27 protein-coding genes are annotated in these 26025 nt (G+C 70.3%); 14 read left to right on the plus strand and 13 right to left on the minus strand.

Annotation, left to right across the window (positions count from 1 at the left end):
* The 5 genes from ACX28W_RS20400 to ACX28W_RS20420 all read left to right on the plus strand — a co-directional run bounded on the left by ACX28W_RS20400 (position 1) and on the right by ACX28W_RS20420 (position 3746).
* Positions 1–693 carry a DUF5753 domain-containing protein gene (locus ACX28W_RS20400; protein ID WP_459000419.1) on the plus strand — a complete coding sequence of 231 codons (693 nt, stop codon included), beginning with the start codon at positions 1–3 and terminating at the stop codon, positions 691–693.
* 11 nt (positions 694–704) lie between these two features.
* A complete protein-coding gene (locus ACX28W_RS20405; protein ID WP_459000420.1) occupies positions 705–890 on the plus strand; it encodes a DUF397 domain-containing protein in 186 nt (61 codons plus the stop codon).
* 168 nt (positions 891–1058) lie between these two features.
* The gene (locus tag ACX28W_RS20410) at positions 1059–2276 is read left to right on the plus strand and encodes an NAD(P)/FAD-dependent oxidoreductase (RefSeq protein WP_459000421.1); all 1218 of its coding nucleotides are present in this window, start codon (positions 1059–1061) and stop codon (positions 2274–2276) included.
* 112 nt (positions 2277–2388) lie between these two features.
* The gene (locus tag ACX28W_RS20415) at positions 2389–2772 is read left to right on the plus strand and encodes a DoxX family protein (RefSeq protein WP_459000422.1); all 384 of its coding nucleotides are present in this window, start codon (positions 2389–2391) and stop codon (positions 2770–2772) included.
* A gap of 77 nt (positions 2773–2849) precedes the next feature.
* Positions 2850–3746, plus strand: a complete 897-nt coding sequence (locus tag ACX28W_RS20420) for an RNA polymerase sigma-70 factor (RefSeq protein ID WP_459000423.1) — start codon at positions 2850–2852, stop codon at positions 3744–3746.
* 32 nt (positions 3747–3778) lie between these two features.
* Here ACX28W_RS20420 and ACX28W_RS20425 read toward each other — a convergent pair whose 3' ends face one another.
* The 7 genes from ACX28W_RS20425 to ACX28W_RS20455 all read right to left on the minus strand — a co-directional run bounded on the left by ACX28W_RS20425 (position 3779) and on the right by ACX28W_RS20455 (position 11441).
* The gene (locus ACX28W_RS20425; protein WP_459000424.1) at positions 3779–3904 is read right to left on the minus strand and encodes a hypothetical protein; all 126 of its coding nucleotides are present in this window, start codon (positions 3902–3904) and stop codon (positions 3779–3781) included.
* Between the two features lie 114 nt (positions 3905–4018).
* A complete protein-coding gene (locus ACX28W_RS20430; protein ID WP_459000425.1) occupies positions 4019–5470 on the minus strand; it encodes an aldehyde dehydrogenase family protein in 1452 nt (483 codons plus the stop codon).
* Positions 5467–7197 (minus strand): N-acyl-D-amino-acid deacylase family protein, encoded by a 1731-nt coding sequence (locus tag ACX28W_RS20435; RefSeq protein WP_459000426.1) that lies wholly within the window; start codon positions 7195–7197, stop codon positions 5467–5469. Before ACX28W_RS20435 ends, ACX28W_RS20430 begins: the two co-directional genes overlap by 4 nt.
* 11 nt (positions 7198–7208) lie before the next feature.
* Positions 7209–8327: an LLM class flavin-dependent oxidoreductase gene (locus ACX28W_RS20440; protein WP_459000427.1), complete on the minus strand. Its 1119-nt coding sequence runs from the start codon at positions 8325–8327 to the stop codon at positions 7209–7211.
* A gap of 133 nt (positions 8328–8460) precedes the next feature.
* The gene (locus ACX28W_RS20445) at positions 8461–9237 is read right to left on the minus strand and encodes an SDR family NAD(P)-dependent oxidoreductase (RefSeq protein ID WP_459000428.1); all 777 of its coding nucleotides are present in this window, start codon (positions 9235–9237) and stop codon (positions 8461–8463) included.
* 9 nt (positions 9238–9246) lie between these two features.
* Positions 9247–10173 (minus strand): LLM class F420-dependent oxidoreductase, encoded by a 927-nt coding sequence (locus ACX28W_RS20450; protein WP_459000429.1) that lies wholly within the window; start codon positions 10171–10173, stop codon positions 9247–9249.
* A gap of 8 nt (positions 10174–10181) precedes the next feature.
* Positions 10182–11441 carry an amidohydrolase family protein gene (locus tag ACX28W_RS20455; RefSeq protein WP_459000430.1) on the minus strand — a complete coding sequence of 420 codons (1260 nt, stop codon included), beginning with the start codon at positions 11439–11441 and terminating at the stop codon, positions 10182–10184.
* A 232-nt stretch (positions 11442–11673) separates the two neighbouring features.
* On the opposite strand from ACX28W_RS20455, the gene ACX28W_RS20460 reads away from it, so the two are divergent.
* From ACX28W_RS20460 to ACX28W_RS20470, 3 genes are all read left to right on the plus strand, one after another.
* Positions 11674–14628 carry an AfsR/SARP family transcriptional regulator gene (locus ACX28W_RS20460; RefSeq protein WP_459000431.1) on the plus strand — a complete coding sequence of 985 codons (2955 nt, stop codon included), beginning with the start codon at positions 11674–11676 and terminating at the stop codon, positions 14626–14628.
* A 221-nt stretch (positions 14629–14849) separates the two neighbouring features.
* Positions 14850–15089 carry a hypothetical protein gene (locus ACX28W_RS20465; RefSeq protein ID WP_459000432.1) on the plus strand — a complete coding sequence of 80 codons (240 nt, stop codon included), beginning with the start codon at positions 14850–14852 and terminating at the stop codon, positions 15087–15089.
* A 194-nt stretch (positions 15090–15283) separates the two neighbouring features.
* A complete protein-coding gene (locus tag ACX28W_RS20470) occupies positions 15284–15430 on the plus strand; it encodes a hypothetical protein (RefSeq protein WP_459000433.1) in 147 nt (48 codons plus the stop codon).
* A 71-nt stretch (positions 15431–15501) separates the two neighbouring features.
* Here the strand turns inward: ACX28W_RS20470 and ACX28W_RS20475 are convergent, their stop codons facing one another.
* The 4 genes from ACX28W_RS20475 to ACX28W_RS20490 all read right to left on the minus strand — a co-directional run bounded on the left by ACX28W_RS20475 (position 15502) and on the right by ACX28W_RS20490 (position 16908).
* Positions 15502–15897: a hypothetical protein gene (locus ACX28W_RS20475; protein WP_459000434.1), complete on the minus strand. Its 396-nt coding sequence runs from the start codon at positions 15895–15897 to the stop codon at positions 15502–15504.
* Positions 15897–16172, minus strand: a complete 276-nt coding sequence (locus tag ACX28W_RS20480) for a ribbon-helix-helix domain-containing protein (protein WP_459000435.1) — start codon at positions 16170–16172, stop codon at positions 15897–15899. Before ACX28W_RS20480 ends, ACX28W_RS20475 begins: the two co-directional genes overlap by 1 nt.
* Positions 16173–16297: 125 nt before the next feature.
* On the minus strand, positions 16298–16678 hold the full coding sequence (locus ACX28W_RS20485; RefSeq protein WP_459000436.1) for an ATP-binding protein: 381 nt from the start codon (positions 16676–16678) through the stop codon (positions 16298–16300).
* Complete coding sequence (locus tag ACX28W_RS20490; RefSeq protein ID WP_459000437.1) at positions 16675–16908, minus strand: hypothetical protein; 234 nt, start codon at positions 16906–16908, stop codon at positions 16675–16677. The genes ACX28W_RS20485 and ACX28W_RS20490 overlap by 4 nt, the downstream gene beginning before the upstream one ends.
* Positions 16909–17034: 126 nt before the next feature.
* On the opposite strand from ACX28W_RS20490, the gene ACX28W_RS20495 reads away from it, so the two are divergent.
* The 3 genes from ACX28W_RS20495 (at position 17035) to ACX28W_RS20505 (ending at position 19295) form a co-directional block, all read left to right on the plus strand.
* Positions 17035–17886, plus strand: coding sequence for a helix-turn-helix domain-containing protein (locus tag ACX28W_RS20495; protein ID WP_459000438.1), 852 nt, complete (start codon positions 17035–17037; stop codon positions 17884–17886).
* Complete coding sequence (locus tag ACX28W_RS20500) at positions 17867–18088, plus strand: DUF397 domain-containing protein (protein WP_459000439.1); 222 nt, start codon at positions 17867–17869, stop codon at positions 18086–18088. Before ACX28W_RS20495 ends, ACX28W_RS20500 begins: the two co-directional genes overlap by 20 nt.
* A 160-nt stretch (positions 18089–18248) precedes the next feature.
* Positions 18249–19295, plus strand: coding sequence for a hypothetical protein (locus tag ACX28W_RS20505; RefSeq protein ID WP_459000440.1), 1047 nt, complete (start codon positions 18249–18251; stop codon positions 19293–19295).
* Here ACX28W_RS20505 and ACX28W_RS20510 read toward each other — a convergent pair.
* Positions 19205–20803 carry a FadD3 family acyl-CoA ligase gene (locus ACX28W_RS20510; RefSeq protein WP_459000441.1) on the minus strand — a complete coding sequence of 533 codons (1599 nt, stop codon included), beginning with the start codon at positions 20801–20803 and terminating at the stop codon, positions 19205–19207. The two genes, ACX28W_RS20505 and ACX28W_RS20510, sit on opposite strands and share 91 nt — an antisense overlap.
* Before the next feature lie 98 nt (positions 20804–20901).
* Here ACX28W_RS20510 and ACX28W_RS20515 point away from each other — a divergent pair, with 98 nt between their 5' ends.
* Genes ACX28W_RS20515 through ACX28W_RS20525 form a run of 3 tightly spaced genes read left to right on the plus strand, consistent with a single transcriptional unit; the run spans position 20902 to position 23273 of the window.
* Positions 20902–22050 (plus strand): lipid-transfer protein, encoded by a 1149-nt coding sequence (locus ACX28W_RS20515; RefSeq protein ID WP_459000442.1) that lies wholly within the window; start codon positions 20902–20904, stop codon positions 22048–22050.
* Positions 22051–22059: 9 nt separating this feature from the next.
* Entirely contained in the window at positions 22060–22497 is a 438-nt protein-coding gene (locus ACX28W_RS20520) for a Zn-ribbon domain-containing OB-fold protein (RefSeq protein ID WP_459000443.1), read from the plus strand.
* On the plus strand, positions 22494–23273 hold the full coding sequence (locus tag ACX28W_RS20525) for an enoyl-CoA hydratase/isomerase family protein (protein ID WP_459000444.1): 780 nt from the start codon (positions 22494–22496) through the stop codon (positions 23271–23273). The genes ACX28W_RS20520 and ACX28W_RS20525 overlap by 4 nt, the downstream gene beginning before the upstream one ends.
* A 254-nt stretch (positions 23274–23527) precedes the next feature.
* Here ACX28W_RS20525 and ACX28W_RS20530 read toward each other — a convergent pair whose 3' ends face one another.
* Positions 23528–25852, minus strand: coding sequence for an outer membrane protein assembly factor BamB family protein (locus ACX28W_RS20530; RefSeq protein ID WP_459000445.1), 2325 nt, complete (start codon positions 25850–25852; stop codon positions 23528–23530).
* Positions 25853–26025: the final 173 nt, after the last annotated feature.

Consider the following 26025-nt stretch of genomic DNA (forward strand, 5'->3'; position numbering starts at 1 on the left):
GTGTCTCGTGCTGCCCAAGAGGCGGGTGGCGGAACGGAGTTCGTAGAAGCCGCGCTTATCGAAGCCCTCGTCGCCATGCTCGGAGAGCGCAAGCGCGGGTGGTGGGAGGAGTACCGCGACATCCTCCCGCCCAAGTTGCTCGATCTGGCGGAGATCGAACACCACGGCACGAGCCTGTACGCCGCGCACAGCATGCACATCCCCGGCCTGCTTCAGACCGTCGACCACGCACGCGAGATCTACCGCCAGGCCGTGCCCGAGCTGTCCCCACCGGAGATCGAGCATCGAGTCTCATTCCGGGTCAAGCGCCAAGCCGTGCTCTACCGGGACCGTCCCGTCCCCTACCGGGCAGTGATCCACGAAGCGGCCCTGCGCATGAAGTTCGGCGGTCCGGATGTGGCACGCGCCCAACTTCAGCACCTGCTCAAGGTGAGCGAGCACGGCCACGTTTCAATCCGTGTGATCCCGTTCGACGCAGGCTCCTACCCCGGCTCGGGCCAGTCGGTGTTCTATGTGAGCGGCCCCGTACCGGCGCTCGACACAGCCCAGCTGGACCAGTCCCACGGCCCGGTGTTCATCGACTCCGAGGCCCAACTGGCTCAGTACCGGATGCTCCTCGACCGTCTGGAGGCTGCAGCCCTCGCCCCTTCGGAGTCCCAGGACCTCATCCACAACATCGCCCAACACCTGTGAAGGGACCGAAGATGCGCACCAGCACCTGGCAGAAGTCGTCCTACTGCGCCCAGGGCGAGGCCTGCCTCCATGTCGCCGCCCCCACCGCCAAAACGGTTCACCTCACCGAAAGCGGCGACCCCACCCACTCCATACTCTCGACCACCCCAGCCGCCTTCGGCGCCCTCCTCCGCATACTCAAGAACACGCACGGCTGATCGCCGGCCAAGCAGATGACCGCGCCGGTGACGTCCCAGCGGTCGGGCCGGAATCCGTCCGGGCGGCCAGACGGCCAGGACGGACAACAAGAGAGAACGCGCGCGCTGTCACAACGATCGGTCACGCGGTGTCTTGAGGCCGAACCCCCTTGAAGCGGAGGAGACACCATGACCGAGAACACCGATGTGGTCGTGATCGGCGGCGGATACGCGGGCGTCATGGCCGCCAATCGTCTGACGCAGCGCGACGACGTGACAGTGACGCTGATCAACCCGCGCCCGAGCTTCGTCGAGCGGATCCGCCTGCACCAACTGGTGGGCGGCTCCCACGACGCGGTCGTCGACTACCGAAAGGTGCTGACCGAGGGCGTTCGGCTGGTCGTCGACACCGTGACACGGATCGACACCTCCGAGCGCAGCGTGAGGTTGGCGACCGGCGGCACGGTCGGCTACGACTACCTGATCTACGCGGTGGGCAGTGGCAGCGCCGACCCGCGCGTGCCCGGAGCGGCCGAGTTCGCCTATCCGATCGCCGGCCTGGAGGAGGCGGAGCGGCTGCGGCCGGTCGTCGACGCCGCGCCTGCATCGGCCGCGGTGACGGTGGTCGGAGCCGGTCCGACCGGCATCGAGACCGCCGCCGAGCTGGCGGAGGAGGGCCGCACCGTGACCCTGGTGTGCGGCGAGGTGCTCGGCCCGTATCTGCATCCTCGGGGTCGACGCTCGGTTGCCAAGCGGCTGGCCAGGCTCGGTGTGACCGTGCTCGAAGGCCCCGACACGAAGGTGACGGCTGTGGCGCGCGATGCCGTGCGGCTCAGTGACGGCCGCGAGCTGCCGAGCCAGGTGACCATCTGGACCGCCGGGTTCGGTGTGCCGGACCTGGCCGCGCGCAGCGGGCTGAGCACCGACGCACTGGGCCGCCTGCTCACGGACGAGACGTTGACGAGCGTGGACGACGTGCGCATCGTCGCGGCCGGGGATTCGGCGGCGCCGTCGGACCTGCCGCTGCGGATGAGCTGCCAGGCCGCGATGCCGCTGGGCGCGCGGGCCGCCGACACGGTGCTCAGCCGGATCGCGGGTGAGCAGCCCTCGCCCCTCAACCAGGTGTTCGCCGGCCAGTGCATCAGCCTGGGCCGACGCGCCGGCATCTTCCAGTTCGCCCACAGGTACGACGTCGCGCTGTGGCTCCACATCGACGGTCGCCCTGGCGCGAGGCTCAAGGAGTTCGTGTGCAGGAGCATCGTCAAGCACCTGGCCGACGAGGCACACAAGCCCGGTTCGTACAGCTTGCACCGCGTCTCAGGAGGTGCCAAGCGCCGGCAGCTGCTGCAGGCCGAGCGCGACAAGGCGCCGGCCACCGCTGAACGGGCAGCCAAGGCGGTCCTCTGAGCAACGGATCGTCGGTCGCTCGGCGTGTCACAACGGTGGGCCGTCCGGTGTCTCCATGCCGGACGGCTTCCCAAGACACCGAAATCACCTGCACAAGGCAAGGAGGGATCCCATGAACGTCACTCTTTGGATCGCCACCGGACTGCTGGCCGCGGTCGCCCTGGCCGGCGGCATCAGCAAGGCGTTCGTGCCGAAGGAGAAACTGGCTGCGCAGCATGGCGGGGAATGGACCGAACGCGTCGGCGTCGGCTTCGTCAAGCGCCTGGGGGTCCTCGAGCTCCTCGCTGCGGTCGGTCTGATCCTGCCCGCCGTGCTCGACATCGCACCGGTCATGGTGCCGGTGACTGCCGTCTGCTGGGTTCTGCTCATGGTCGGCGCGATGATCACCCATGGCCGCCTAGGCCAGTTCAACTTCGTGATGCTGAACTCGGTCTATCTGGCGCTCGCGGCCTTCATCGCGTGGGGCCGCTTCGGCCTTGAGCCTTTCACCGGCTGACGAAAGAACCTTGCTGTGGATGCACGTTCAAAGGCCTTCGGCAACCAGGGCCGGCGGCGAAGGAGAGGGATCGAGATATGAGCGAGCACGCCACCGACCCGGCGACCGAGGCATTCGTCGCCCACCGCAACCTGCTCTTCACCGTCGCCTACGAGATGCTCGGATCGGCGGCCGACGCCGAAGACGTCCTCCAGGAAACCTGGCTGCGGTGGGTCAAGGTCGACCTGGAGCAGGTGCGCGACCAGCGTGCCTACCTGGTCCGGATCACGACCCGGCAGTCGCTCAACCGGCTGCGCACCATGACGCGCCGCAAGGAGACGTACGTCGGCCCGTGGTTGCCCGAGCCGCTGCTCACCGCCCCGGACGTGGCCGAGGACGTCGAGCTCGCCGAGAGCGTGTCGATGGCGCTGATGCTCGTTCTCGAGACGCTCTCGCCGACGGAGCGCGCCGTCTTCGTGCTGCGCGAGGTCTTCGATGTCAGCTACGACGAGATCGCGGCCGCCGTCGACAAGAGCCCCACGACCGTCCGCCAGATCGCGCACCGCGCCCGACGGCACGTCGATGCCCGCCGCCCTCGCCAGGTGGTCTCCCCCGGCGAGACCCGGGCGGCTCTGGAGTCGTTCCGGCGCGTACTCGAGACCGGGGACCCGCAGGGCCTCCTTGACGTGCTCGCCCCGGATGTCGTCCTGGTGAGCGACGGCGGCGGCATCAAGCAGGCCGCGCTGCGGCCGATCACCGGCGCCGACAAGGTGGCCCGCTTCATGGTCGGTGGTCTCGGCAAGCACGAGCACTCGATCACCGTCGCTCCCACCGTGGTCAACGGCAACCCGGCACTCCTCGTCCACCTGAACGGCGAGCTCGACGGCGTACTGGCGATCCGGGTCGAGGACGCCCGCGTCACCGGCCTCTACTACGTCCGCAACCCCGAGAAGCTGTCCCGCGTCGCATCCGAGACCCCGCTCACCCTGGGATGACTGTGCCCGTGCCCGCTTCGGCCGCTACTCGCCTACCCGCCCTCGTACAACCGCCGATGCCACCAGGCGTACGGCCGTCCGCTCCAGTCCGTCCAGTGGGCCGGATCGGGGTCCGGAAGCGTGCGGCGGCGGAACTCGGTGTCGAGAACCGTGAGCACTTCTCTCCATTCTGTTCGCGATTCTGTTCGCGCTCGCGGAGGGAGCGCCCGGACGACGTCCCCCAACGCGTCCATTGACCATCCCCGGCTGTCAAGGCAAGAGCAATAGGCGACTCACCCCGGCCAGACGATCGCCTGCGTCTCGCTGTACGCGTGCAGCGCGTACGAGCCCACGTCCCGTCCCACCCCGCTCTTCTTGAAGCCGCCGAACGGCGCCTCCATGTTGCGGCCGACCGTGTTCACGCCCACCCCGCCGGCCCGCAGCCGCCGGGCGACGCGGAAGGCGCGGGCCACGTCGCCGGACCAGACGTAGTCGATGAGGCCGTAGTCGGAGTCGTTGGCGAGGGCGATCGCCTCCTCCTCGTCGTCGAAGGGAAGGACGACGACGACCGGGCCGAAGATCTCCTCGCGGACCACCCGCATGTCCGGGGTGCAGTCCGCGAGGAGGGTGGGAGCGACATAGAAGCCGTGCTCCGGAGGGGGCCGGACGCCGCCCGTGACCACCCGTGCCCCCTCCTTCCGCCCGAGGTCGACGTACGCCTCCACCCGGTCCCGGTGCGCCGCCGAGATCACCGGCCCGACGACCGTCCCCGGCTCCCGCGGATCACCGACCGGCAACCGGCCCGCGTACGCCGCCAGTTGCTCGATCAGCCGGTCATGCAGACCCCGCTGCACCAGCACCCGCGTCGGCGCCGTACAGATCTGCCCGCTGTAGAACGAGAACGTCGTGCCGATCCCCGATACCGCCGACTCCACGTCCGCGTCGTCGAAGACGACCGCCGCGCCCTTCCCGCCCAGCTCCATCAGCTGCCGCTTCATGTCGCGCCCGCACACCTCGGCGATCCGCTGCCCGACCGCCGTCGAGCCGGTGAAGCTGACCATGTCGACGTCGCGGCAGTCCACGGCCGCCTCGCCGACCTCCGCGCGCGAACCACTCACCACGTTCACCACCCCCGGCGGAACGCCCGCCGCCTCCAGCGCCTCCGCCATCCGGTACACGGACAACGGGTCCTGCGGGGCGGGCTTCACGACCACCGTGTTGCCCATGGCGAGGGCGGGGGCGATCTTTCCGGCCGGGTTCGCCCAGGGGTTGTTGCAGGAGGTGACGCAGGTGACGACGCCGACCGGGTGGCGGACGGCGAGGGCGCCCATGACCGCCGCCTTCCCGAACGGCCCGGCCTCGTTGACCTGCGGGGGCAGCGGCTGCTCGACGGGCTCCACGCGCGCGTAGCGCCGGAAACGGGCCGCGCCCACCCCCACCTGCATCCCGCGCGCCGTCCCGGTCGTGGCGCCGCTCTCGGCCTGGGCGAGTTCGGCGTACGGGAGGAAGTTGCGCTGGATGACATCCGCCGCGCGGGCGAGTACCGCCGCGCGCTCCTGTGCCGACGTCCGGGACCACGCCTCGAAGGCCTCGCGGGCCGCGGCCGCCGCCGCGTACACCTGCTCCCGCGAGGCCTCCGGAGCCAGCCCGACGACCTCCTCGGTCGCCGGGTCGATCACCTCGTAATGTCCGTCGTCGGGCGGGACCCACGAGCCGCCGATGAACAACGACTGCGCGTCCCTCACCTGGTGCTCACCGTCTTCGTGTCCCGCCCGGAACGGAGCACCTTCCCGGGTACGGCCCCGGTCACCACGTCGTCCCGGATCGCCTCGACCCCGTTGACCCACACGGCCCGTATCCCGAGCGCCTTGGAGTCCAGCCGCGGGCTGTCTCCCGGCAGGTCGTGCACCAGGGTGGCCTTGCCGGCGTCGATCCGCTCCGGGTCGAAGAGCACGAGGTCCGCATGGAAGCCCTCCGCGACCCGCCCGCGCTCCCTCAGTCCGAAGAGCCGCGCCGGGTCGTCCGTCAGCATCCGCACGGCCTGCTCCAGCGTCGCCAGCTTCCGGCCGCGCAGACAGTCCCCGAGGAAGCGGGTCGTGTACGGGGCTCCGCACATGCGGTCCAGATGGGCGCCCGCGTCGGAGCCGCCGAGCAGGACGTCCTCGTGGCGCCAGGTCTCGGCGCGCAGCGCCCACGAGTCGGGGTCGTTGTCGGTGGGCATGGGCCACAGCACCGTGCGCAGTTCGTCGGCCGCGCAGATCTCGACGAGGCAGGCGAAGGGCTCCTGGCCGCGCTCGGCCGCGATGTCTTCGACGACCCGCCCGGTCAGGCCCTCGTTCGCCGCGCTGTACGTGTCCCCGACGACGTACCGCCCGAAGTTCGCGAGCCGCCGGAAGACGCCCGCCTCCTTGCTGTTCGCGCGTCGCAGCATCTCCGCCCGGACCTCCGGATCACGCAGCCGCGCGATCCGCTCCGGGACGGGCAGCCCCAGCACCTCGCCCCACCCGGGGATCAGGTTGAGCGCGCAGAAGGTGCCCAGGGACATGTTCATCGGGGTGAGGATCGGCATGGTGAGGGCCACCACCCGGCCGCCCGCCTTCCGCGCCCGCTCGCTCGCGACCAGCTGCCGGGGGACGCGCTCGGGTACGGCGGCGTCGATGGTCAGGACGTTCCAGTTCAGGGGCCGGCCCGCCGCCGCGCTCATCTCCACGAACAGATCGATCTCGTCGTCGCTGAACTGGTCGAGACACCCGGCCACGATCGCCTCGATCTGGGTGCCCTCGTGATCGCCGACGGCCCGCGAGAGTGCCAGCAGCTCCGCCGGTTTCGCATGCCGGGACGCGACCGGTTTCCCGTCCCCGTCGGAGTGCGTGGAGGACTGGGTGGTGGACAGGCCCCAGGCGCCGGCGGCCATCGCGTCGTGGAAGAGGGCGAGCATCCGCGACAGCTGCTCCTCGGTCGGCTGCCCGCCCACCGCGTCCGCGCCCATGACGTACCGCCGCAGCGCGCAATGCCCCACCATGAAGCCCGCGTTGACGGCGATCCGGCCCTCCAGGGCGTCCAGATACTCACCGAAGGTGTGCCAGCTCCAGGGCGCGCCCTCCTCCAGGGCGATCAGCGACATCCCTTCGACCTTGGACATCATGCGGCGCGTGTAGTCGGCGTCGCCGGGGCGGTCGGGGTTCAGGGGCGCGAGCGTGAAGCCGCAGTTGCCGCCCGCGACCGTCGTCACGCCGTGGTTGAGGGACGGGGTCGCGTACGGGTCCCAGAAGAGCTGGGCGTCGTAGTGCGTGTGCGGGTCGACGAAACCGGGGGCGAGGACGAGACCGGCGGCGTCCTCGCCGGTGCGGGACGACTCCGTCACCGTACCGATCACGGCGATACGGCCGTCGCGTATCCCCAGGTCCGCTGTGTACGCGGGCGCGCCCGTGCCGTCGACGACGGTCGCGCCCTTGATGACGTGGTCGAGCATGGCACGGCCCCCTAAGCCGCTTGGCGGAACCGGGTCGTCCGGTGCACCGGATCCGTATCGATCTTCGGAATCACGTGCTCGCCGATCAGTTTGATCGTCTGGAGCGTGTACTCGGGCGGCACCCCGACCGGCAGCCCGAAGGAGAGCTGGTCGGCGCCCGCCTGCTCCCACCGCTTGCACTGGGTGAGCACCTCGTCCGGGTCGCCGCAGATCAACAGCTCCTCCTCGATGAGGAGTTCGACGAACTCCTCGTTGTACTCGGGGAGCGTCTCGGGCCAGACGGGGAAGCCCTCGGGGCGCGGGAAGGTGTCGTGATAGCGGAAGACGAGGGAGGGGAGGTAGTGCAGTCCGCCGCCGACCGCGATCCGTATCGCCTCCTCGTGCGTCGGCGCGCAGATGGCGGTGGTCGTCACCATCACGTTGTCGTTGACGAAGTCCCCGATGGGCTCGGCGTCGACCACGGCGGTCTTGTACTGCTCCAGCACCCACTCCATGTCGGAGACCTTCTGCACGCTGAAGCCGAGCACGCCGAGCCCCTTCTTCGCGGCCATGGCGTACGAGGGCGGCGACCCGGCGGCGTACCACATGGCGGGGTGCGACTTCCCGTACGGCTTCGGCAGCACCTTGCGCGGCGGGAGCTGCCAGTGCTTGCCCTGGAACCCGACGTACTCGTCCTGGAGCCACATCTTCGGGAACTCGGCGATGGTCTCTTCCCAGATCTCCTTGGTGTGGTTCATGTCGGTGATGCCGGGCAGGAAGCCGAGGATCTCGTGGCTGCCCGCGCCCCGCCCGCTGCCGAACTCGAAACGGTTCTGGGAGAGATGGTCGAGCATGGCGACCTTCTCGGCGACCTTCACGGGGTGGTTGACCTGGGCGAGCGGGTTGAAGATGCCCGAGCCGAGGTGGATCCGCTCCGTCGCGTGCGCCAGATACCCGAGGTAGACGTCGTTCGCCGAGAGGTGCGAGTACTCCTCCAGGAAGTGGTGCTCGGACGCCCAGGCGTACTTGAAGCCGGACTTGTCCGCCTGGATGACGTACTCGGTCTCCTCCATCAGCGCCTTGTGCTCCGCGAGCGGGTCGGTCTCGGCGCGCTTGCCCACGTATCCCTGTACAAAGAGCCCGAATTCCAAGGAGGTTCACCGTCCCCAAGAGTGCCAAGAGTTCCAGGTAGTTCTATCTATCTGACGTATCGTCAGATTCACACAGCCGAACTGTTCCACCGCCTCCGTGAAGCGTCAATAGCTGATGGATCGTCAGAGAACGTCAGAGAACACTCACCCCCGCCAGCCACCCCCCGTCGATCACGAACGGCTGCCCCGTGATGTACGAGGAGTCCTCCCCGGTGAGGAAGAGGGCGAGGCGGGCCACCTCCTCCGGCCGCCCGATCCGCCCGAGCGGCACGAGCTTGCGGTACAGCTCGTCCAGCGCCGCCGAGGTCTCCTCGGTGTTCACGTCCGGGTCGAGCTGAGCCGGGTTGCTCATGGCCGTGTCGATGGCCCCCGGGCAGACGGCGTTGACGCGGATCTTCTTGGCGGCCAGTTCGAGGGCGGCGACGCGGGTCAGCCCGATGATGGCGTGCTTGGTCGCGGAGTAGGCGCCCACGCACGCCATGCCCGTGACCCCCGCGTACGAGGCCGTGTTGACGATCGTGCCCCCGCCGGCCGCCGCGATCTCGGGCGCGACGGTCTTGATGCCGAGGAAGACGCCGACCTGGTTGACCCGCACGATCTGCTGGAACTCGTCGAGGGGCGTGTCGACCAGCTCGTTGAAGCGCAGGATGCCGGCGTTGCTGACCAGCCCGTCGATCCGACCGTAGGCGTCCTTCGCCGCCGCCACGGCAGCGTGCCAGTCGCCCTCCTCGCTCACGTCGAGGTGGACGTAGCGCGCGCCGATCTCCTTGGCGAGGGCCTCCCCCTGGTCGTCGAGCACATCCGCGACGACGACCCGCGCCCCCTCCGCCACGAAGAGCCGCGCCTCCTGCTCACCCTGCCCGCGCGCCGCGCCCGTGATGAGAACGACGCGTCCGTCCAGCTTGCCCATGTCTCTCCTTCAGCCGAGGTGAGGTGCGACGTCGGCGCCGAACGCCGTTATCTGGTCGGTGAGTTCGGTACGGCTCCTGCTGCGGAACCGCACCTGGATCTGGTGCACACCCATCGCGCGATACGCCCGCAGCGACTCGGCGAGCGCCTCGGGCGCCCCGTGCAGCGTGCGCCGTCCGACGTCCCAGCCGGGGGTGCCGACGTACAGGGGCTCGGTGATGGCGCCGACGACGACGGGGGCGTCGACCCCCGCTTCCGCCCTGATCCGGTGCAGCTTGGCGATCTGCTCCGGCAGCCGCTCCCGCGGATCCCCCTGCGGCAGCCATCCGTCGCCCCGGACGGCGGCCCGGCGCACGGCGGCGGGCGAGGAGCCGCCCACCCACACGGGCACCCGCTCCTGCGCGGGCCGGGGCCGCTGCCCGAGCCCCTCGAAGTCGTACACCTTGCCGTGATGGACGGGGAATTCCTCCGGACCGAGCGCGGCTCGCAACGCGTCGATCGCCTCGTCGAGCACCGCCCCCCGCCGCTCGAAGTCGGCCCCCACCGCCTCGAACTCCTCCCGCACATGCCCGGCCCCGACCCCGAGGATCAGCCGGCCTCCGGAGAGGTGGTCGAGCGTCGCGTACTGCTTGGCCGTGACGAGCGGATGCCGCAGCCCGACGATCGCGACATGACTGAGCAGCCGTACGCGCCCGGTCACGCCCGCGAGGAAGGCGAGGGTGGCGACGGGGTCGTACCAGGTGGTGCCCATCGCGGGGGCGAGGCGGCGCGGGATGGCGACATGGTCGCAGCTCGCGACGTACGCGAAGCCTGCCCGGTCGGCGGCGCGGGCGATCTCGACGAGGTCGGCGGGGGTCCCGCTCGCTTCCCAGGGCTCGGCGTAGATCGTGCTCTGGGACTGGATCGGGAGCTGCATCCCATAGAGGAGCGGGCTCATGGCGCGACTCATGGCGCCCACAGCCCGTCCTGTGTCAGCCCGAGCAGCTCGATCGCGTTGCCCCGCACGATCCGCTCGACCACGTCCGCCTCGAGGTGCCCCATCTGGGCCTCGCCGACCTGCCTGGAGTCGGGCCAGGTGGAGTCGGAGTGGGGGTAGTCGGTCTCGTAGAGCACATTGCCGACCCCGATGGCGTCGAGGTTCCTCAGCCCGAAGGCGTCGTCGAAGAAGCAGCCGTAGACGTGCTCGGCGAAGAGCTCGGACGGCGGACGGTGGACCTTGTCGGCGACGCCGCCCCAGCCGCGGTTCTCCTCCCACACCACATCCGCGCGTTCAAGGATGTACGGGATCCAGCCGATCTGCCCCTCCGCGTACATGACCTTCAGGTTCGGGAAGCGTTCGAACTTCCCGCTCATCAGCCAGTCCACCATCGAGAAACAGCAGTTGGCGAAGGTGATGGTGGAGCCGACGGCGGGCGGCGCGTCGGCGGACGTCGACGGCATACGGCTGCTGGACCCGATATGCATGGCGACGACCGTGCCGGTCTCGTCGCAGGCCGCGAGGAAGGGGTCCCACTCGTCGGTGTGGACGGAGGGGAGCCCGAGGTGCGGCGGTATCTCGGAGAAGGCGACCGCGCGTACGCCACGGGCGGCATTGCGGCGTACTTCCTCCGCCGCGAGTACGGGGTCCCAGAGGGGGACGAGCGTGAGCGGAATGAGCCGGCCGTGCGCCGCCGGTCCGCACCACTCCTCCACCATCCAGTCGTTGTAGGCGCGCACCCCGAGCAGACCCAGCTCACGGTCCTTGGCCTCGGTGAACGTCTGCCCGCAGAACCGGGGGAAGGTGGGGAAACAGAGGGCGGACTGGACGTGGTTGACGTCCATGTCGGCGAGGCGCTGCGGGACGTCGTACGACCCCGGCCGCATCTGCTCGTACGTGATGACTTCGAGCCGTATCTCGTCCCTGTCGTAGCCGACGGCGGTGTCGAGGCGGGTGAGCGGCCGGTGCAGGTCCTCGTACACCCACCAGTCGCCGATCGGCCCGTCGTCGCCGGGCCTGCCCATCACCGGGGCGAACCTGCCGCCGAGGAAGGTCATTTCCTTCAGCGGTGCGCGGACTATGCGGGGCCCGGTGTCCTGGTACTTCGCCGGGAGCCGGTCCCGCCAGACGCCGGGCGGTTCCACGGTGTGGTCGTCGACGGAGATGATCTTCGGGAAGGTTTTCGGGGCGGTTTCCGGGACGGTCGGGAGTGTCTCGATGGTCTCCATACGGCTCACGGTAGCGCCGATCTGACGACCCGTCAGCTACCTGTCGGCTCCTCTCCCCGGGCATCCGGATCGATCGAGCCTGTGCGGTTGTGTGGGGAGACCGTGTGAGGACGTTGTGGTGTCCCGTGCGGCCGCCTGTGATCGCTGTCTCGCACAGCTGACGCATCCGCCATGAACAAGGCAAACTGGCCTCGTTGTACTGATGTATTGACGGCTCGGCAGGGGGACAGCGATGGACGGTGTGCCGCGAGTACCGAAGCAGCGGGGTCGCGAGGAATCGGCGGCCTTGCGCTTCAGCGTGCTCGGCCCGGTGCGCGCCTGGCGCGGGGAGGATCTCCTGCCGGCGGGGTCCCCGCAGCAACGCGCCCTGCTGGCGGTCCTCCTGCTCCGCGAGGGACGTACGGCCACGGCCGCGGAGCTGATCGACGCCCTGTGGGGGGACGAGCCCCCGCTCCAGGCACTGGCCACCGTCCGTACGTACGCGTCACGGCTCAGGAAGACGCTGGGACCCGAGATCCTGGTCAGCGAGTCCGGCGGTTACGCGATCCGGCTGTCCGGAAGCGGCGGCACACTGGACCTCGCGCTGGCCCAGGAACTCGCGGCCGACGCCGAGAAGGCTCGCAACGCCGGCGACCTCTGCCACGCCCGCGATGTGCTGAGGCGGGCGCTGAGCCTGTGGGAGGGGGAGCCGCTGGCAAACATGCCGGGCCCTTCCGCGGACACGCAGCGGGCGCGCCTGGAGGAGTTCCGCCTTCAACTCCTGGAAACCTGCCTGGACATGGACCTGGAGCAGGGCTGCCACGCGGAGGCCGTGTCGGAGCTGACCGCGCTCACGGCCGCGCATCCGCTCCGAGAGCGCCTGCGCGAGCTGCTGATGCTCGCGCTGTACCGGAGCGGGCGGCAGGCGGAGGCGTTGGCCGTGTACGCGGACACGCGGCGCCTGCTCGCCGACGAACTGGGCGTGGACCCACGCGCGGATCTGAAGGAACTCCAGCAGCGCATCCTCCAGGCCGACCCGGGCCTGGCCGAACCCTCCGCCCCGGCGGCGGAGCCCGCGACAGCACTGGTCCGCCCCGCCCAACTCCCCGCCACAGTCACCGACTTCACCGGCCGCGCCTCCTTCGTGAACGAGCTGAGCGACGTCCTGGCCGCCGCCTCGTCCGAGGATGGCCGGGTCATGGCCGTATCGGCGCTGGCGGGGATCGGGGGCGTGGGCAAGACGACCCTCGCGGTACATGTGGCGCACCAGGCCCGGGGGGCGTTCCCCGACGGGCAGTTGTACGTGGACCTGCAGGGGGCGGGGTCGAGGGCGGCGGAACCGGAGACGGTACTCGGCGCCTTCCTGCGCGCGCTCGGCACGGCGGACTCCGCCATCCCCGACTCCCTGGAGGAACGCTCGGCGCTGTACCGCTCCGTCCTGGACGGCCGCCGGGTCCTGGTCCTGCTGGACAACGCACGGGACGCGGCACAGGTGCGGCCCCTACTCCCCGGCACGGAGGGCTGCGCGGCTCTCGTCACGTCCCGGATGCGGATGGTGGACCTGGCCGGGGCGCACCTCGTCGACCTGGACGTGATGTCCCCCGAGGAGGCGTTGCAGCTCTTCACGAAGATCGTCGGCGAGGAGCGGGTGGCATCGGAGCGCAAGGCGGCCCTCGACGTGGTCGCGGCCTGCGGCTTCCTCCCCCTGGCCATCCGCATCGCCGCGTCTCGGCTGGCGGCCCGGCGTACGTGGACGGTGTCCGTACTGGCGGCGAAGCTCGGGGACGAGCGGCGACGGCTGGACGAGCTCCAGGCGGGCGACCTCGCGGTCAAGGCGACGTTCGAGCTGGGGTATGGGCAGTTGGAGCCCGCGCAGGCCCGGGCGTTCCGGTTGTTGGGGCTGGCGGACGGGCCGGACGTCTCCCTGGCCGCGGCCGCGGCTGTGCTGGATCTTCCGGTGGAGGAAACGGAGGACTTGCTTGAGTCCCTCGTCGACACGTCGTTGCTGGAGTCGGCGGCGCCTGGTCGGTACCGGTATCACGACCTGGTGCGGCTCTACGCGCGTGCTTGTGCGGAGAGGGATGAGCAGCCGCCAAGTGAGCGGGATGCGGCTATGTCTCGGCTGCTGGACTTCTATCTGGCCACCGCCGCGGGGGTTTACGCGATTGAGCGGCCCGGGGACCGGCTGGTGGATCACCTGGAGCCGACCGCACACGAAGGGTTGCGGTTCACCGAAGGAGCGGCTGCCCTGGACTGGCTGTACAACGAGGCGGCTCCGCTGCTGGCCTGCGTACGGCAGTCCGCGGAGACGGACAGACTCCGGCGTGCAGTCGATCTCCTTTGGGCCGCCAAGGACCTCACCGAGTCGGGGGCCAACTCCCACCAGTACGAGACGACCGCGAGGGCGGCGTGCGAGGCCACGCAGGCTGCCGGGGACGCCCACGCAGAGGGCAGAGCACGGACGACCCTCACCAATGTCCTCCTGGTCTCCGGCCGCATCCAGCAGGCGGAGGAGCAGGCACAGCTCGCCATGGAACGTGCTGCCTCCGCGCAGGACGACATCGCCATTAGCTGGGCGGCCAACGACCGAGGGCTCATCTCCCTGCACCAGGGACGGTATGCGGACGGCAAGACCTTCTTCGAGCAGTCGATCGAGGGCTATCACGCGGACGGCAACAGGCTCAACGAAGCCGTCACGCTGGCCAATCTCTCCCGCGCCTACCTGGGGATGGGCAACGTTGCGAAGGCGATCGAGATCGCACAACACAGCCTCGCTGTCCACGCCGAGATGGGCAGGCCGATGCGCCGCGCCAACGCGCACTTCGCCCTGGGCTTGGCGCTGACCAAGGCCGACCGTCACACGGAGGCCCTCAACCAGTACTCCGACGCCCAGAGCATCTTCGCCGAGCATCGGCAGCGGCTCTGGGAGGGGAACACCCACTTCCGGATCGCCGAGGTCCATCTCGCCGCCCGCCATCCCGCACGAGCGGCCCAGCACGCCGAACAGGCCCTCGCCCTGGGCTGCGTCGGCGGCGACCGAATGCGGGGCAACATCCATACGCTCCTCGGGCGAGCACTCACCACCCTGGGGCAACGTGACCGGGCCAGGGCCTGCTGGCAGGAGGCGCTCAACCTCTATGAGCAGAGCGGTGCCGAGGAGGCAGAGGAGGTACGCGCGCTGCTCACACCACCCGCGGCAGTGGCATAGATGCCAGGCTCCGCACGAGGCGACTGCGGACGTTCAGCATTCGTTTATCGGCGCCCGGCACTCTCTTACCAGTCACACCGTCGCGTCGGGGGGCAGACGGTCTGACCAGGGGCCAACCCGCTAGTGTGTGCGGCTCCGAAACGCCCGTCCAGCAGCCCTCGGGGGAGCCTCTGGGCGGGCGTTCCTCACTCCACTGTCACAACAGCAGAGGATCTGAATCCATGAGCGACAAGAAGAAGGAAGCGGACGCCAAGCCGCTGGACAACAGCATGCCCACTCCGCCGACGACGGACGAGACCATCACCACGATGGACAACAGCATGCCCACTCCGCCGGCGACGGACGGCACTGTCACCACGCTGGACAACAGCATGCCCAGTGAACCCGCCAAGGACACGACCATCACCACGATGGACAACAGCATGCCCGCCCCGCCGTCGTTGGGCCTGGACAACAAGTAGACCTTCATCCTGACGGGGATCGGCCGCGGTGGCGCGGAGGGGGAGCCACCGCGGCCGAGGCATGTCCGGGACATGCCCAGCAGGAGGTTCAGGTCAATCCATGGCGGGAACCGTTCGAGCCCCTCGAACAATCGCCCCCCCCTGTCGCTAGCGTCACTTGGTGTCCGGCAGTCCCCTCTCCCACAGGAGCTGGAATGACCCGCACCAAGAAGATCGTCGCCACCATCGCCCTGGTGCTCGGCGCCACCGCCGCCGCCGCGAGCCCGGCACTGGCCGACAACCACGCACCCGCGAGCCCGCAGGACACCGTCGTAGCCCCGCTGGACTCGCACGCCCCGTAACTCAGCCACTCCCCGATGGGGGCCGAGCCCACCTGGCTCGGCCCCCATCGACACGTTCGGCCGCGCCCGCCCTACAGCCCCCTGACCGCCACCCGCGCCCCGCACAGCTTCTTCATGTCGTCCTCGTCCGACGTATAGAGCGCCACGTTCCCGGCCTGTCGCCCCGCGATCACCGCCAGCGCCGCATCGATCGCGTACTTGTGACCGTGCAGCCCGGAGTTCTCCAGCAAGGCGATGGCGGCATCGGCGACCTCGCGCGTCACGGGTTCCACGACAATGCGGGACATCGCCCACGCCCAAGCCGGACGTCGGACCTGGCTGTGATAGGCCTCGATCAGGGTCATTGAGCTGGTCACCACACGGAGGCCCTTCCCATGGGCGGCCGCGAGCAAAGCTGTCATCGAGCGCTCACGCAGGGCCGCCCGCGACAGCCCCTCGCTGTCCAGCACCAGGCAGTCGATTCCCATCAGCCCGCCAACGGAAGGCCGCCGCCAGAGGCATCACGCTCGGCGAACTGCCGCTCGGCCTCGCGCAGCTCGGCCTCGGCCACCGCCAGTTCTTCCTCGGTGAGCGGCCCGCCCTCTTCCTGCATCCACGCCACCAGCTCCCCCAGCCGGTCCTGCTCCCGCTGACGCTCTATGGCGTGAGTGACGTAGGCACTGAACCCGCCGGGCCCGACCTCCTGCCGGATCTCCTCGGCGAGTTCCTCCGGCAGCGTCACGGTGTACTTCTTCGTTGCCATACCACTCACCATACCGATCCGCGGCGAAGTCTGCCCACCGCGATCCAGGTCGTCGATCAGCCCGCCGTACTGATCAGGAACCGCCCTGGCCCCGGCCATGAAGGCTTCCCGCTCCCGCCCGCGACTCACCACAGCTCCCCCACCTCGCACCACACGGTCTTGCCCGCCGCCCCCTGCTGCACACCCCACCGCAGCGTCACGGCGTCGAGCAGAGCCAGCCCCCGCCCCGACTCGTCGTCCCCCGTGGCACACAGGAGCACGGGTAGGGCGCGCGGGTCGGGATCGGACACCTCGACCCGGACCCGGCCGCCGCAAGTGCGCGCCACCCGTACGCGGACGGGAGTGCCCTCCCCCACGTGCCGGACCACATTGCCGACCAGCTCGGTGACGCACAGCTGAACATCGGCACATGGTGCGCCCAGGTACTGGCGCACGGTACGACGCAGGTCGGGAACGGCCTTGGGGAGGGCGAGCAGGTAGAGCTCGAGGTGCGGCGGTGCAGTCACTGTTCGGCCGCCTTCCGGAGCACGGCGGTGAGCCGGCGCGCGGTGGCGGTGTTGCAGTTGCCGAGTGCGACCAGCCCTGCCGGTGGCGGGTACGTACCCGCGAAGCTCGGCAGGTCCACGCGCAGGGAGGGGAGCGTGATGCCGTGGGCGGCGAGGGTGGCGCGGAGTTCGTCCACGCTGCGTTCCACGTCGTCGGCGGTGGGGGGATCGGCGGGCTGGGGGTCGTGCATGGGGTACGCCTCCGGTGCGTGCATACGTACGTTGCGTGATGAACTGGTCACACACTGGCGTGGAGTTGCGTACCGTAAAAGGGGTTTGGGTTGCGCAGAGCAATTGGCAAATGGCGGTGGTGAGTTGTGCCCTCCCGTAAGGATCCCGACGCGTCGGCGAACGTTCCCTCCTTCTACGGCGCCGAGTTGCGCTACCAGCGGGAGCTGGCCGGCCTGACTCTCGAACAGTTGGCGGAGGGAAGCTTCCGAGGCGTGCCCTTCCTGAGCCAGATCGAGCGCGGGGAGCGGCGCATGACCTTGGATCTGGCCCAGCACGTCGACAAGCAGCTCGGCACGGACGGCTTTTTCGAGCGGCGTTGTGAAGATGCGCGCAGGGCACGACAGTCCGGGCACGCGGAGTACTTCGCGGACGTGGCGGAGATGGAGCGGCGTGCGGAGACGATCGAGGAGTGGGCACCGATGCTGGTGCCTGGGCTTCTACAGACAGCGTCCTACGCGCGGGCGATCGTACGGGCGGCCATGCCCCGGGCCTCGGACGAGGAGGTCGAGAAGAAGGTGAACGCCCGGATGGCACGGGCGGAACTCTTCGACTCGGAGAACCCGCCGAAGTTCTGGGCGATCCTCGACGAATCGCTGATCCGTCGCCCGGCCCTCCCGGACAAGCAGATGACAGAGCTGCTGGGGCACATCGCAGAGCTGGTCAGGACCACGCGCTCCATTTTGCAGATCGTTCCGGAAACCACCGCCGCCCATCCGTTCATGATGGGCATGACCAAGGTCATGACCTTCACCGACGCCCCTCCTGTGGTGTACGCCGAGAGTCTGCACAGCGGCCAACTCATCGACTATCCGGCGCTCGTGAAGCAGTACCGGGAGTCGTACGATCTGCTCAGGGCCGTCGCACTGCCGCCTGAGGCGTCCCTGGCTATGGTCGAGGCAGCGGCAGAGGACTATCGAAATGACAAGCAGCGAGATTGACTTGCGCGCCGCGAGCTGGCGCAAGAGCAGCTACAGCAACGGAACCGGCGGCGACTGCGTCGAGATCGCCCCCGGCCACCCCGACGTCACCCCCGTCCGCGACTCCAAGTCCCCAGAGGGCCCCGTACTCCTCTTCCCGACCACCACCTGGACCGCCTTCATCGCAGCAATTGGCACCTTTGGGCCAAGTCGCACCCCCTGATCCCGCCTGATCACGCACCCACGCTGGCCCAAATTCCCCAATTACCGCCTGCCCTAGGGGTTCGGGTGGTTATCCACAGGCGAGTGCTGGGGCACTGGGATTCTGCGATCTTGGGCGGGTGAAGCGTGGGGAGTTGCACGAGTTGGCCGAGGGAGGTGTTGTGCTCACCTCCCGCGCTCTTGAAGCCGGTTGGCCGCGGCGGAGTCTCACTCGGGCTCTGCGGAGCGAGGGGTGGGCCCGGGTCCAGCGCGGCGCCTGGGCGCAGTCGGCGTCCGCGAGCAATCTCGTCACCCGGCTCCGGGCGGTGCAGCTCCTCCACCCCCGGCTCGTGGTGAGTCACCGTTCCGCGGCCCCGCTCTGGCTGATCGAGACGCTCACCCATCCCTCCGACGCTCCCCTGGAGTTCACCGACCCCGAGCTCACCCAGCGCCGCAAGGACAAGGGTGTGCGTGTGCACCGCGTCCCCCTCGCCATCGACGACGTGGCAGAACGGGACGGCCTCCGCTTCACCAGCGTCCATCGCACCCTCGCCGACCTGCTGCGGGCCGGGCCGAGGGACGAGGCTCTCGTCGCCGTCGACTCGGCACTCTCCCGGCGTACGGTCGGCCAGGTGCGCCGCGCTTCCCTCGCCACCCTCACCGCAGTCGCCGCCGCGCTGGACACCTCCCTCCAGGGCACGTCCAGGGCCCGCAACTGGCTGGAGCTGGCCGACCCGCGCTCCGGGTCACCGGCCGAGACGATCGCCCGGCTGCGCATGCACGACGCGGGCCTTCACCCCGAGAGCCAGGCCGAGCTGCGCACCCCCGACGGGCGCCGCTGCTTCTTGGACTTCCTGTTCCGGGCGGAGGGCCTGGCCGTCGAGATCGAGGGCTACGCCTACCACGGCACCCGCGACTCCCACCGCCGGGACGTGTACCGCTTCAACCAGATCCTCCAGTGCCCCGCGGTCCGCACGCTGCTGCGTTACACCGCGGAGGACGTCTTCCACCGGCCCGCGAAAATGCTTGCCGAGATCCACTCCACCCTGGGTACGACCGGTCCCGACAGCGGCTCCGGCTGTCAGGCGGCGCCGCTCACCGTGAGTGGCCGCAATCATGCGGAAGGAGCGGTCGGGCATCACCGCCCCCGCAACTCCCCCTTCACCACCTTCCCACTCGCGTTCCGAGGCAGCTCGCCCACGAACTCCACCACCCGCGGCACCTTGTAGTTCGCCATCTCGCGACGCGACCAGGCGATCAGGTCGTCGCCCGTGACCACAGACCCGGGCCGGCGGACCACGTACGCCTTGCCGACCTCGCCGAGGCGGCCGTCCGGTACGCCGATCACCGCCACGTCGGCCACATCCGGATGCAGCCCGAGCAGCTGCTCGATCTCGGCGGGGTAGGCGTTGAAGCCCCCCACGATGAACATGTCCTTGATGCGGTCGGTGATACGGAGGTTCCCGGCCGCATCCAGCACCCCCACATCGCCCGTCCGCAGCCAGCCGTCCGCTCCCAGAACGGCGGCCGTCGCCTCCGCGTCCTCGAAGTAGCCCTGCATGACGTGGAAACCGCGGACCAGGATCTCCCCGGGGGAGCCGGTATCGACCGGGGCGCCCGAGGGTCCCACCACCCGTACCTCCGTGTCCGGGATCGCCCGTCCCGAGGTGGAGGCGATCACCGTCGGGGCGTCTCCCCGGCGGCACATCGTGACGATGCCGCTCGCCTCCGACAGCCCGTACGCCGTCAGAACCGTTTCGATCTTGAGCTCCGACTTCAGCCGTTCCACGAGGCGGAGAGGGACCACGGCCGCGCCCGTCACGACCAGCCGCAGGGCCGAGAGGTCGTACGCGTCCCGGGAGGGGTGGTCCAGCAGGGACTGGTGGAGGGTGGGCGGGCCCGGGAGGACCGATATCCGTTCCGAGGCCACATTCGCGAGGACCGTGTCGACGTTGAACACCGGTTGCGGAACCATCGTCGCGCCGCGCATCAGGCAGGCCACGATCCCCGCCTTGTAGCCGAAGGTGTGGAAGAAGGGGTTCACGATCAGGTAGCGGTCGCCCTCGCGCAGGCCCGCGAGCTCGCTCCAGATCGCGTAGCCGCGCAGTGTCTGCGCGTGGGTGATCACCGCGCCCTTCGGGCGGCCCGTCGTCCCGGACGTGAAGACGATGTCGGAGGGGGAGGTTCCGGAGAGGGCGGCCTCCCGCTCCCGTACCTCGGCCGCTCCCACCCCCTCCCCGCTCGCCAGGAAGTCCTTCCAGGTACGGAAGTCGGCGGGGGCGTCGTCCGAGAGCACGACCACCTGGTCGAGGTGCGGGAGGCCGGGGAGAGGGCCCGCGCCGTCCCCCTCCCCCGCGGCCCGCCGCAGCGACGCCACGTACGACGTGCCCAGGAAGGTGCCCGTCACGAACAGCAGCCGAGCCCGGCTGCGGACCAGTACGTACGCCGCTTCCGTCCCCTTGAAGCGCGTGTTCAGCGGGACCAGGACCGCCCCCGCCGACACCGCGCCCAGGGCGGAGACGATCCAGTCCAGCGTGTTCGGGGCCCAGATGGCGACCCGGTCACCCAGCCGTACCCCGCTCGCGATGGAGGCCGCCGCCGCGCGTTCCACGCGGGCGCCCAACTCGGCGTACGAGATGCGCGTACGGCCCTCGACGACCGCCTCGCGGTCCGCGAAGCGCGTCGCTGCCGCCCGTACCAGTCCCGGGATGCTGCCCCATTCCAGGTCTCCGCGCATCGCCCGCCTCCCACCGAAGGACGCCTACCTGACTGACCGTCAGATTAGCTGTAGCCTGACGACCTGTCAGCAGTAGGGGCCTGTGCGGAGGTGCACCCATGCCGGGGATCAAGGACGCGACCGCCATCGTCGGCATCGGACAGACCCCCTTCGCCAAGCAACTTCCCGAGCCCGAGAAGACCTTGGCCTGTCGGGCGATCCTCGCCGCCCTCGACGACGCCGGGATCGCGCCCGCGGAGGTCGACGGGCTCGCCTCCTTCACCATGGAGGAGACGGACGAGGTGGAGGTGGCGAAGGCCGTCGGGTTCGGCGACCTCAGCTTCTTCAGCAAAGTGGGGTACGGAGGGGGCGGTTCGTGCGCCACCGTCGCGCACCTCGCCGCGGCCATCGCCGCCGGACAGGCGACGGCGGGCGTGGCCTGGCGGTCGCGGAAGAGGGGGTCAGGGCCACGGCCGTGGAAGAACACCGCCGCCCAACTCCCGACCCCGGCCCAGTGGACCCGCCCGTTCGGACTCCTCAGACCGGCCGACGAGATCGGCATGCTGGCCCGCCGCTACATGCACGAGTACGGCGCGACACGGGATCACCTCTTCAACGTCGCCCTCGCCTGCCGGAACCGGGCCAATCAGAACCCCGCCGCGATGATGTACGAGCGGCCGCTGACCCGCGAGATGTACATGACCTCCCGCTGGATCAGCGAACCCCTCTGCCTCTTCGACAACTGCCTCGAGACGGACGGGGCGTTGGCGTGCGTCGTCGTGTCGGCCGAGCGGGCGCGGGACTGCCGGCGGCGGCCCGTGTACGTCCACTCCGCCGCCCAGGGTCTGCCCGCCCAGCACCACGGCATGGTCAACTACTGGAACGACGACCCACTCACCGGCCCCGCGTGGACCGCCGCCCGACACCTCTGGAAACACGCCGACTTCACGCCGGAGGACGTGGACGTGGCGCAGATCTACGACGCGTTCACGCCCCTCATACCGCTCTCGCTGGAGGGGTACGGCTTCTGCGGGCGCGGGGAAGGCGCCGCCTTCACGGAGGGCGGCACACTGGAGATCGGGGGGCGGCTGCCCCTCAATACGGGGGGCGGCGGGCTCAGCGAGGCGTACGTGCACGGCTTCAACCTCATCACCGAGGGCGTGAAGCAGTTACGGGGCACGAGTACCGCCCAGGTCCCCGGGGCCGCCACCTGCCTGGTCACGGCGGGGGAAGGAGTCCCCACCTCCGCGATCCTGCTGAGGAGTTGAGGAACTGACATGCCGCAATCTCCGGAAACCCTTCTCTCCCCGCTCGTCGACGACGACGGCGCACCCTTCTGGGGGTACGCCGCCCAGGGCGAGCTCAGAATCCAGGCGTGCGCCGACTGCGGCGAACTCCGCTTCCCGCCCCGCCCCTGCTGTCCCCACTGCCAGTCCTTCAGCTGCAAATGGCGGCGGATGAGCGGCCAGGGCCGCGTCTGGTCGTACGTCGTCCCACACCCGCCGCTCCTGCCGGCCTACGCGGCGCTGGCGCCGTACAACGCGGTCGTCGTCGAACTGGCCGAGGCCCCGCACATCCGCCTCGTCGGGAACCTGGTCACCGGGCCGGACGCGCCGCTGAACTCGCTTCCGGTGGACCGGATTCGCATCGGCGGCCGGGTGCGGGTCGTATTCAGCGCCGAGGGTCTGCCGCAGTGGGTCCTGGAGCGGCCATGAGCGAGGGTCTGCGGATCGCCTCCGACAAGGACACCGGCGTCGCCGTCCTCACCCTCGACCGGCCCGAGAAGCTCAACGCCATCGATGTCGACCTGGCCGCCGAACTCGCCGCGGCCTGGCGGGCGTTCAGGTTCGACGACGCCGTACGGGCGGTGGTCGTCACCGGGGCGGGTGAGCGGGCCTTCTGTACCGGGCTCGACCGCGGCGTCGAGGTTCCGCAGCCCACTTCCCCCTACATGGTGGACGATCCGCTCCTCGGCATCGGCCCGAAGGCCAACGACCTCTGGAAGCCCGTCATCGCCGCCGTGCACGGGATGGCCTGCGGAGGCGCCTTCTACCTGCTGGGAGAGGCGGAGTTCATCGTCGCCGACGAGACCGCGACCTTCTTCGATCCGCACACGACGTACGGCATGGTCAGCGCGTACGAGTCCGTCTACATGGCGCACCGGATGCCGTACGGGGAGGCGGCGCGGATGGCTCTCATGGGGACCGCCGAGCGGATCTCCGCGCGGCGTGCCTACGACACCGGGCTGGTGTCCGAACTCACGCCGCCCGGGGGTGCGTTGGACGCCGCCGTGCGCTGTGCCACCGTCATCGCGGCCTGTCCGCCGGAGGGTGTGCAGGGGACCGTGCGGGCCCTGTGGACGGCGCACGGGGCTGCGCGGGCCCACGCCTTTGCGCAGGCGGCGCAGCTCATCTCGCTCGGCAATCTCCCGTTGGAACGGCAGGCGGAACTGTTCTCGACGCGGCGTTCGGACGGGTTCCGAGTGCGGTGAGCCCACCCGGGCCGGCAGGTGTTTTCGCCCCCGCCGCCCCTACCCGTCCCGTCCCCGGGGGCTCCGCCCCCGGACCCCCGGCAGGTGGTTTCTTTGGCTGCGGGAAGGTGGGGGCTGGGCGCGCAGTTCCCCGCGCCCCTGGGCATCTCAGCCCGTCCGGCGTTTGAGGACGAGGCCGTCCAGGCCGAACGGGGGTCTGGGGGCGGAGCCCCCAGGTAGGGATGGGACGGGTAGGGGCGGCGGGGGCGAAACCCTCACGTCGTCCGGGCCGTCCCCGTCCCCTTCTCCGCGTCCAACGCGTACACGCACCGATCCTTGCTGCACGCGTACACCACACCGTCCTTGACGACCGGCGCCCCGGTGATCTCGCCGCCGGTGGCCAGCTTCCACCGCAGGCGGCCGTCGTCCGCCTTGAGGGTGTAGAGGAGATGGTCGGTGGAGCCGAAGTGGATCCGGCCCTCGGCGACGGCGGGAGCGCCGACGAGGTCACCGCCCGCTTGGAAGCGCCACTTGGGCGTACCGGTCACGGCGTCGAGGGTGTAGAGCCCCTTGCCGCTGCCGACATGGACGTGCCCGGCGGCGACAAGGACGGGGTCGATCGAGGCACGGGACTCGGTGGCGATGCGCCAGCGGTCGCGTCCGTCCGTCGCGTCGAGGGCGTACACCGTGCCGAGGTAGTCGGCGAGGTACACGCCGCCGCCCGTGACCGCGGGCCCCGGTACGAACGTCGGCGGGCTGAGGAAGACCGCCGGCGCCTCGAAGTGCCAGCGGACGTGCCCGCTCGCGGCGTCGATGGCCAGGACCCGGGTGCCGGCGGAGACGTACACGTATCCGTCGGCCGCCTGCGCGATCCGCACCGGCACGCCGCCGCACGACGCCGCGTCGCCGATCGGATACGACCAGCGCTCATCCCCCGTACGGGCCTCCAGGGCGCGCAGCCGGGCGTCCTTCCAGATGTACACCGTGCCGTCGTGGACGGCGGGACCGGCCTCCGGGGACTCGAAGTCGGTCTGGGCGCCGGTGACCTCCCAGAGCTTCTGACCGTTGGAGGCCTCCCAGGCCTGGACGCCGCCACCGCGTGTGCCGGTGACCACCATCCCCCGGTCGGCCTTGAGGGAGTACACCCAGGCGTCCGTGGAAAGGCGCCAGAGGTCGCCGCCCTCCCGGGCGTCCAGCGCGAAGAGCGTAGGCCCGTCGGAGGCGTGGATACGGCCGTCCGCCACCGTCATCGACCAGGCCACGTCCCGCGTCTTGAAGCGGCGCCGGCCGGTGGCCACATCCAGCGCGTGGACCTCGAAGGAGGTGACGTAGACGAGGTCGCCGGCGACGGAGGCCTTCCCCCAGACGTCGTTCGACATGCGGAAACGCCACGGCCGCCAGCCGGACGGCGAGTCCGGGGCGGGAACGGGCGGCGCGACGTTGGGCGCGGGATCGGCGCCGTTGACGCCGACGCGCGGCCGGGACCAGGAGGCGGCGAGGCCCGCCTCCGGGGGAGGTGCCTTGACGGCGGCGGCGCGGGCGTCGGCGACACGCGGCCCGGGGCCGATGGGCACCTGGGCGCCGGCCAGCCGCACCGGACCGGCGTCGGGCGCTCCGACGGGCGCGGGGGCGTGCGGGGGAGGGGGAGGCACGACCGCGCGCCCCCCACCACTCCGGCCCCCGGTCTGCGGCTTCACCGGCGGACGGCCCCCACGGCGCGACTCGATCAGGCCCACCGCCCGCTCGGGCAGCCACGCCGACGCCGTACCGCTGTCGTCGGAGCCGGAGCCGAAGAGATGGGGAGCCAGCTGGGCCTGGAGGTCGGCGGGGTTGGGGCGGCCGGTCGCCTCCATCTGCATACAGGACTCGATCAGCGGCCTCAGCTCGTCGGGGAGTCCCTCGAGGTTCGGGCCCTCCCTGAGCAGCATGAAGACCGTCTCGACCGGGTTGGCCCCGTGGAAGGGGGCGTGCCCGGTGGCGGCGAAGACAAGCATGGAGCCCAGCGAGAACACGTCGCTCGCGCCGGTCACGCTGCGCGAGTCCTTCGCCTGTTCGGGCGACATGTAGGCGGGCGTACCGACGGCGACGTTCGTCATCGTCAGACGGGTGTTCGAGACGCCGGACGCGATACCGAAGTCGATGACCCGCGGTCCGTCCTCGACGACGAGGACGTTCGAGGGTTTCAGGTCGCGGTGGACCAGGCCCGCGCCGTGGATGGACTGCAGCGCCTCGGCGACGCCCGCCGCGAGCCAGCGGACCGCCTGGGCCGGCATCGGCCCGCACTCGGTCACTATTTCCTCGAGCGAGGGCGCGGGCACGTACGCGGTGGCGAGCCACGGCACGGCCGCGCGCGGGTCGGCGTCGACGACCGCGGCCGTGTAGAAGCCGGAGACGGCCCGGGCCGCCTCCACCTCACGCGTGAAGCGGACCCGGAACAGCTGGTCCTCGGCGAGCTCCGTCCTGACCGTCTTGATCGCCACCCGCCGGCCTGAAGCCGAGCGCGCGAGATAGACCAGCCCCATGCCGCCGGCACCCAGCCGTCCCAGCACCTCGAACGGCCCGATCCGCCGCGGATCGTGCTGTGTCAGCTGATCCACCACTTGCCTGCCACCTCCCCGTACGAGCCACGTCATCCACGTATGAACGCGGCCCCGTGCAGCGTCTCACCACCGCACCGCCATGGCGGCACGCACCCCGATTCTTCCTGTCCGAGCCACCGGTTGCGAACCCGGGGGCGGATCGGGGTGTCTCGGGATATAACGGCGCCCCCAAC

It is taken from the genome of Streptomyces sp. SD15, from assembly GCF_054462255.1.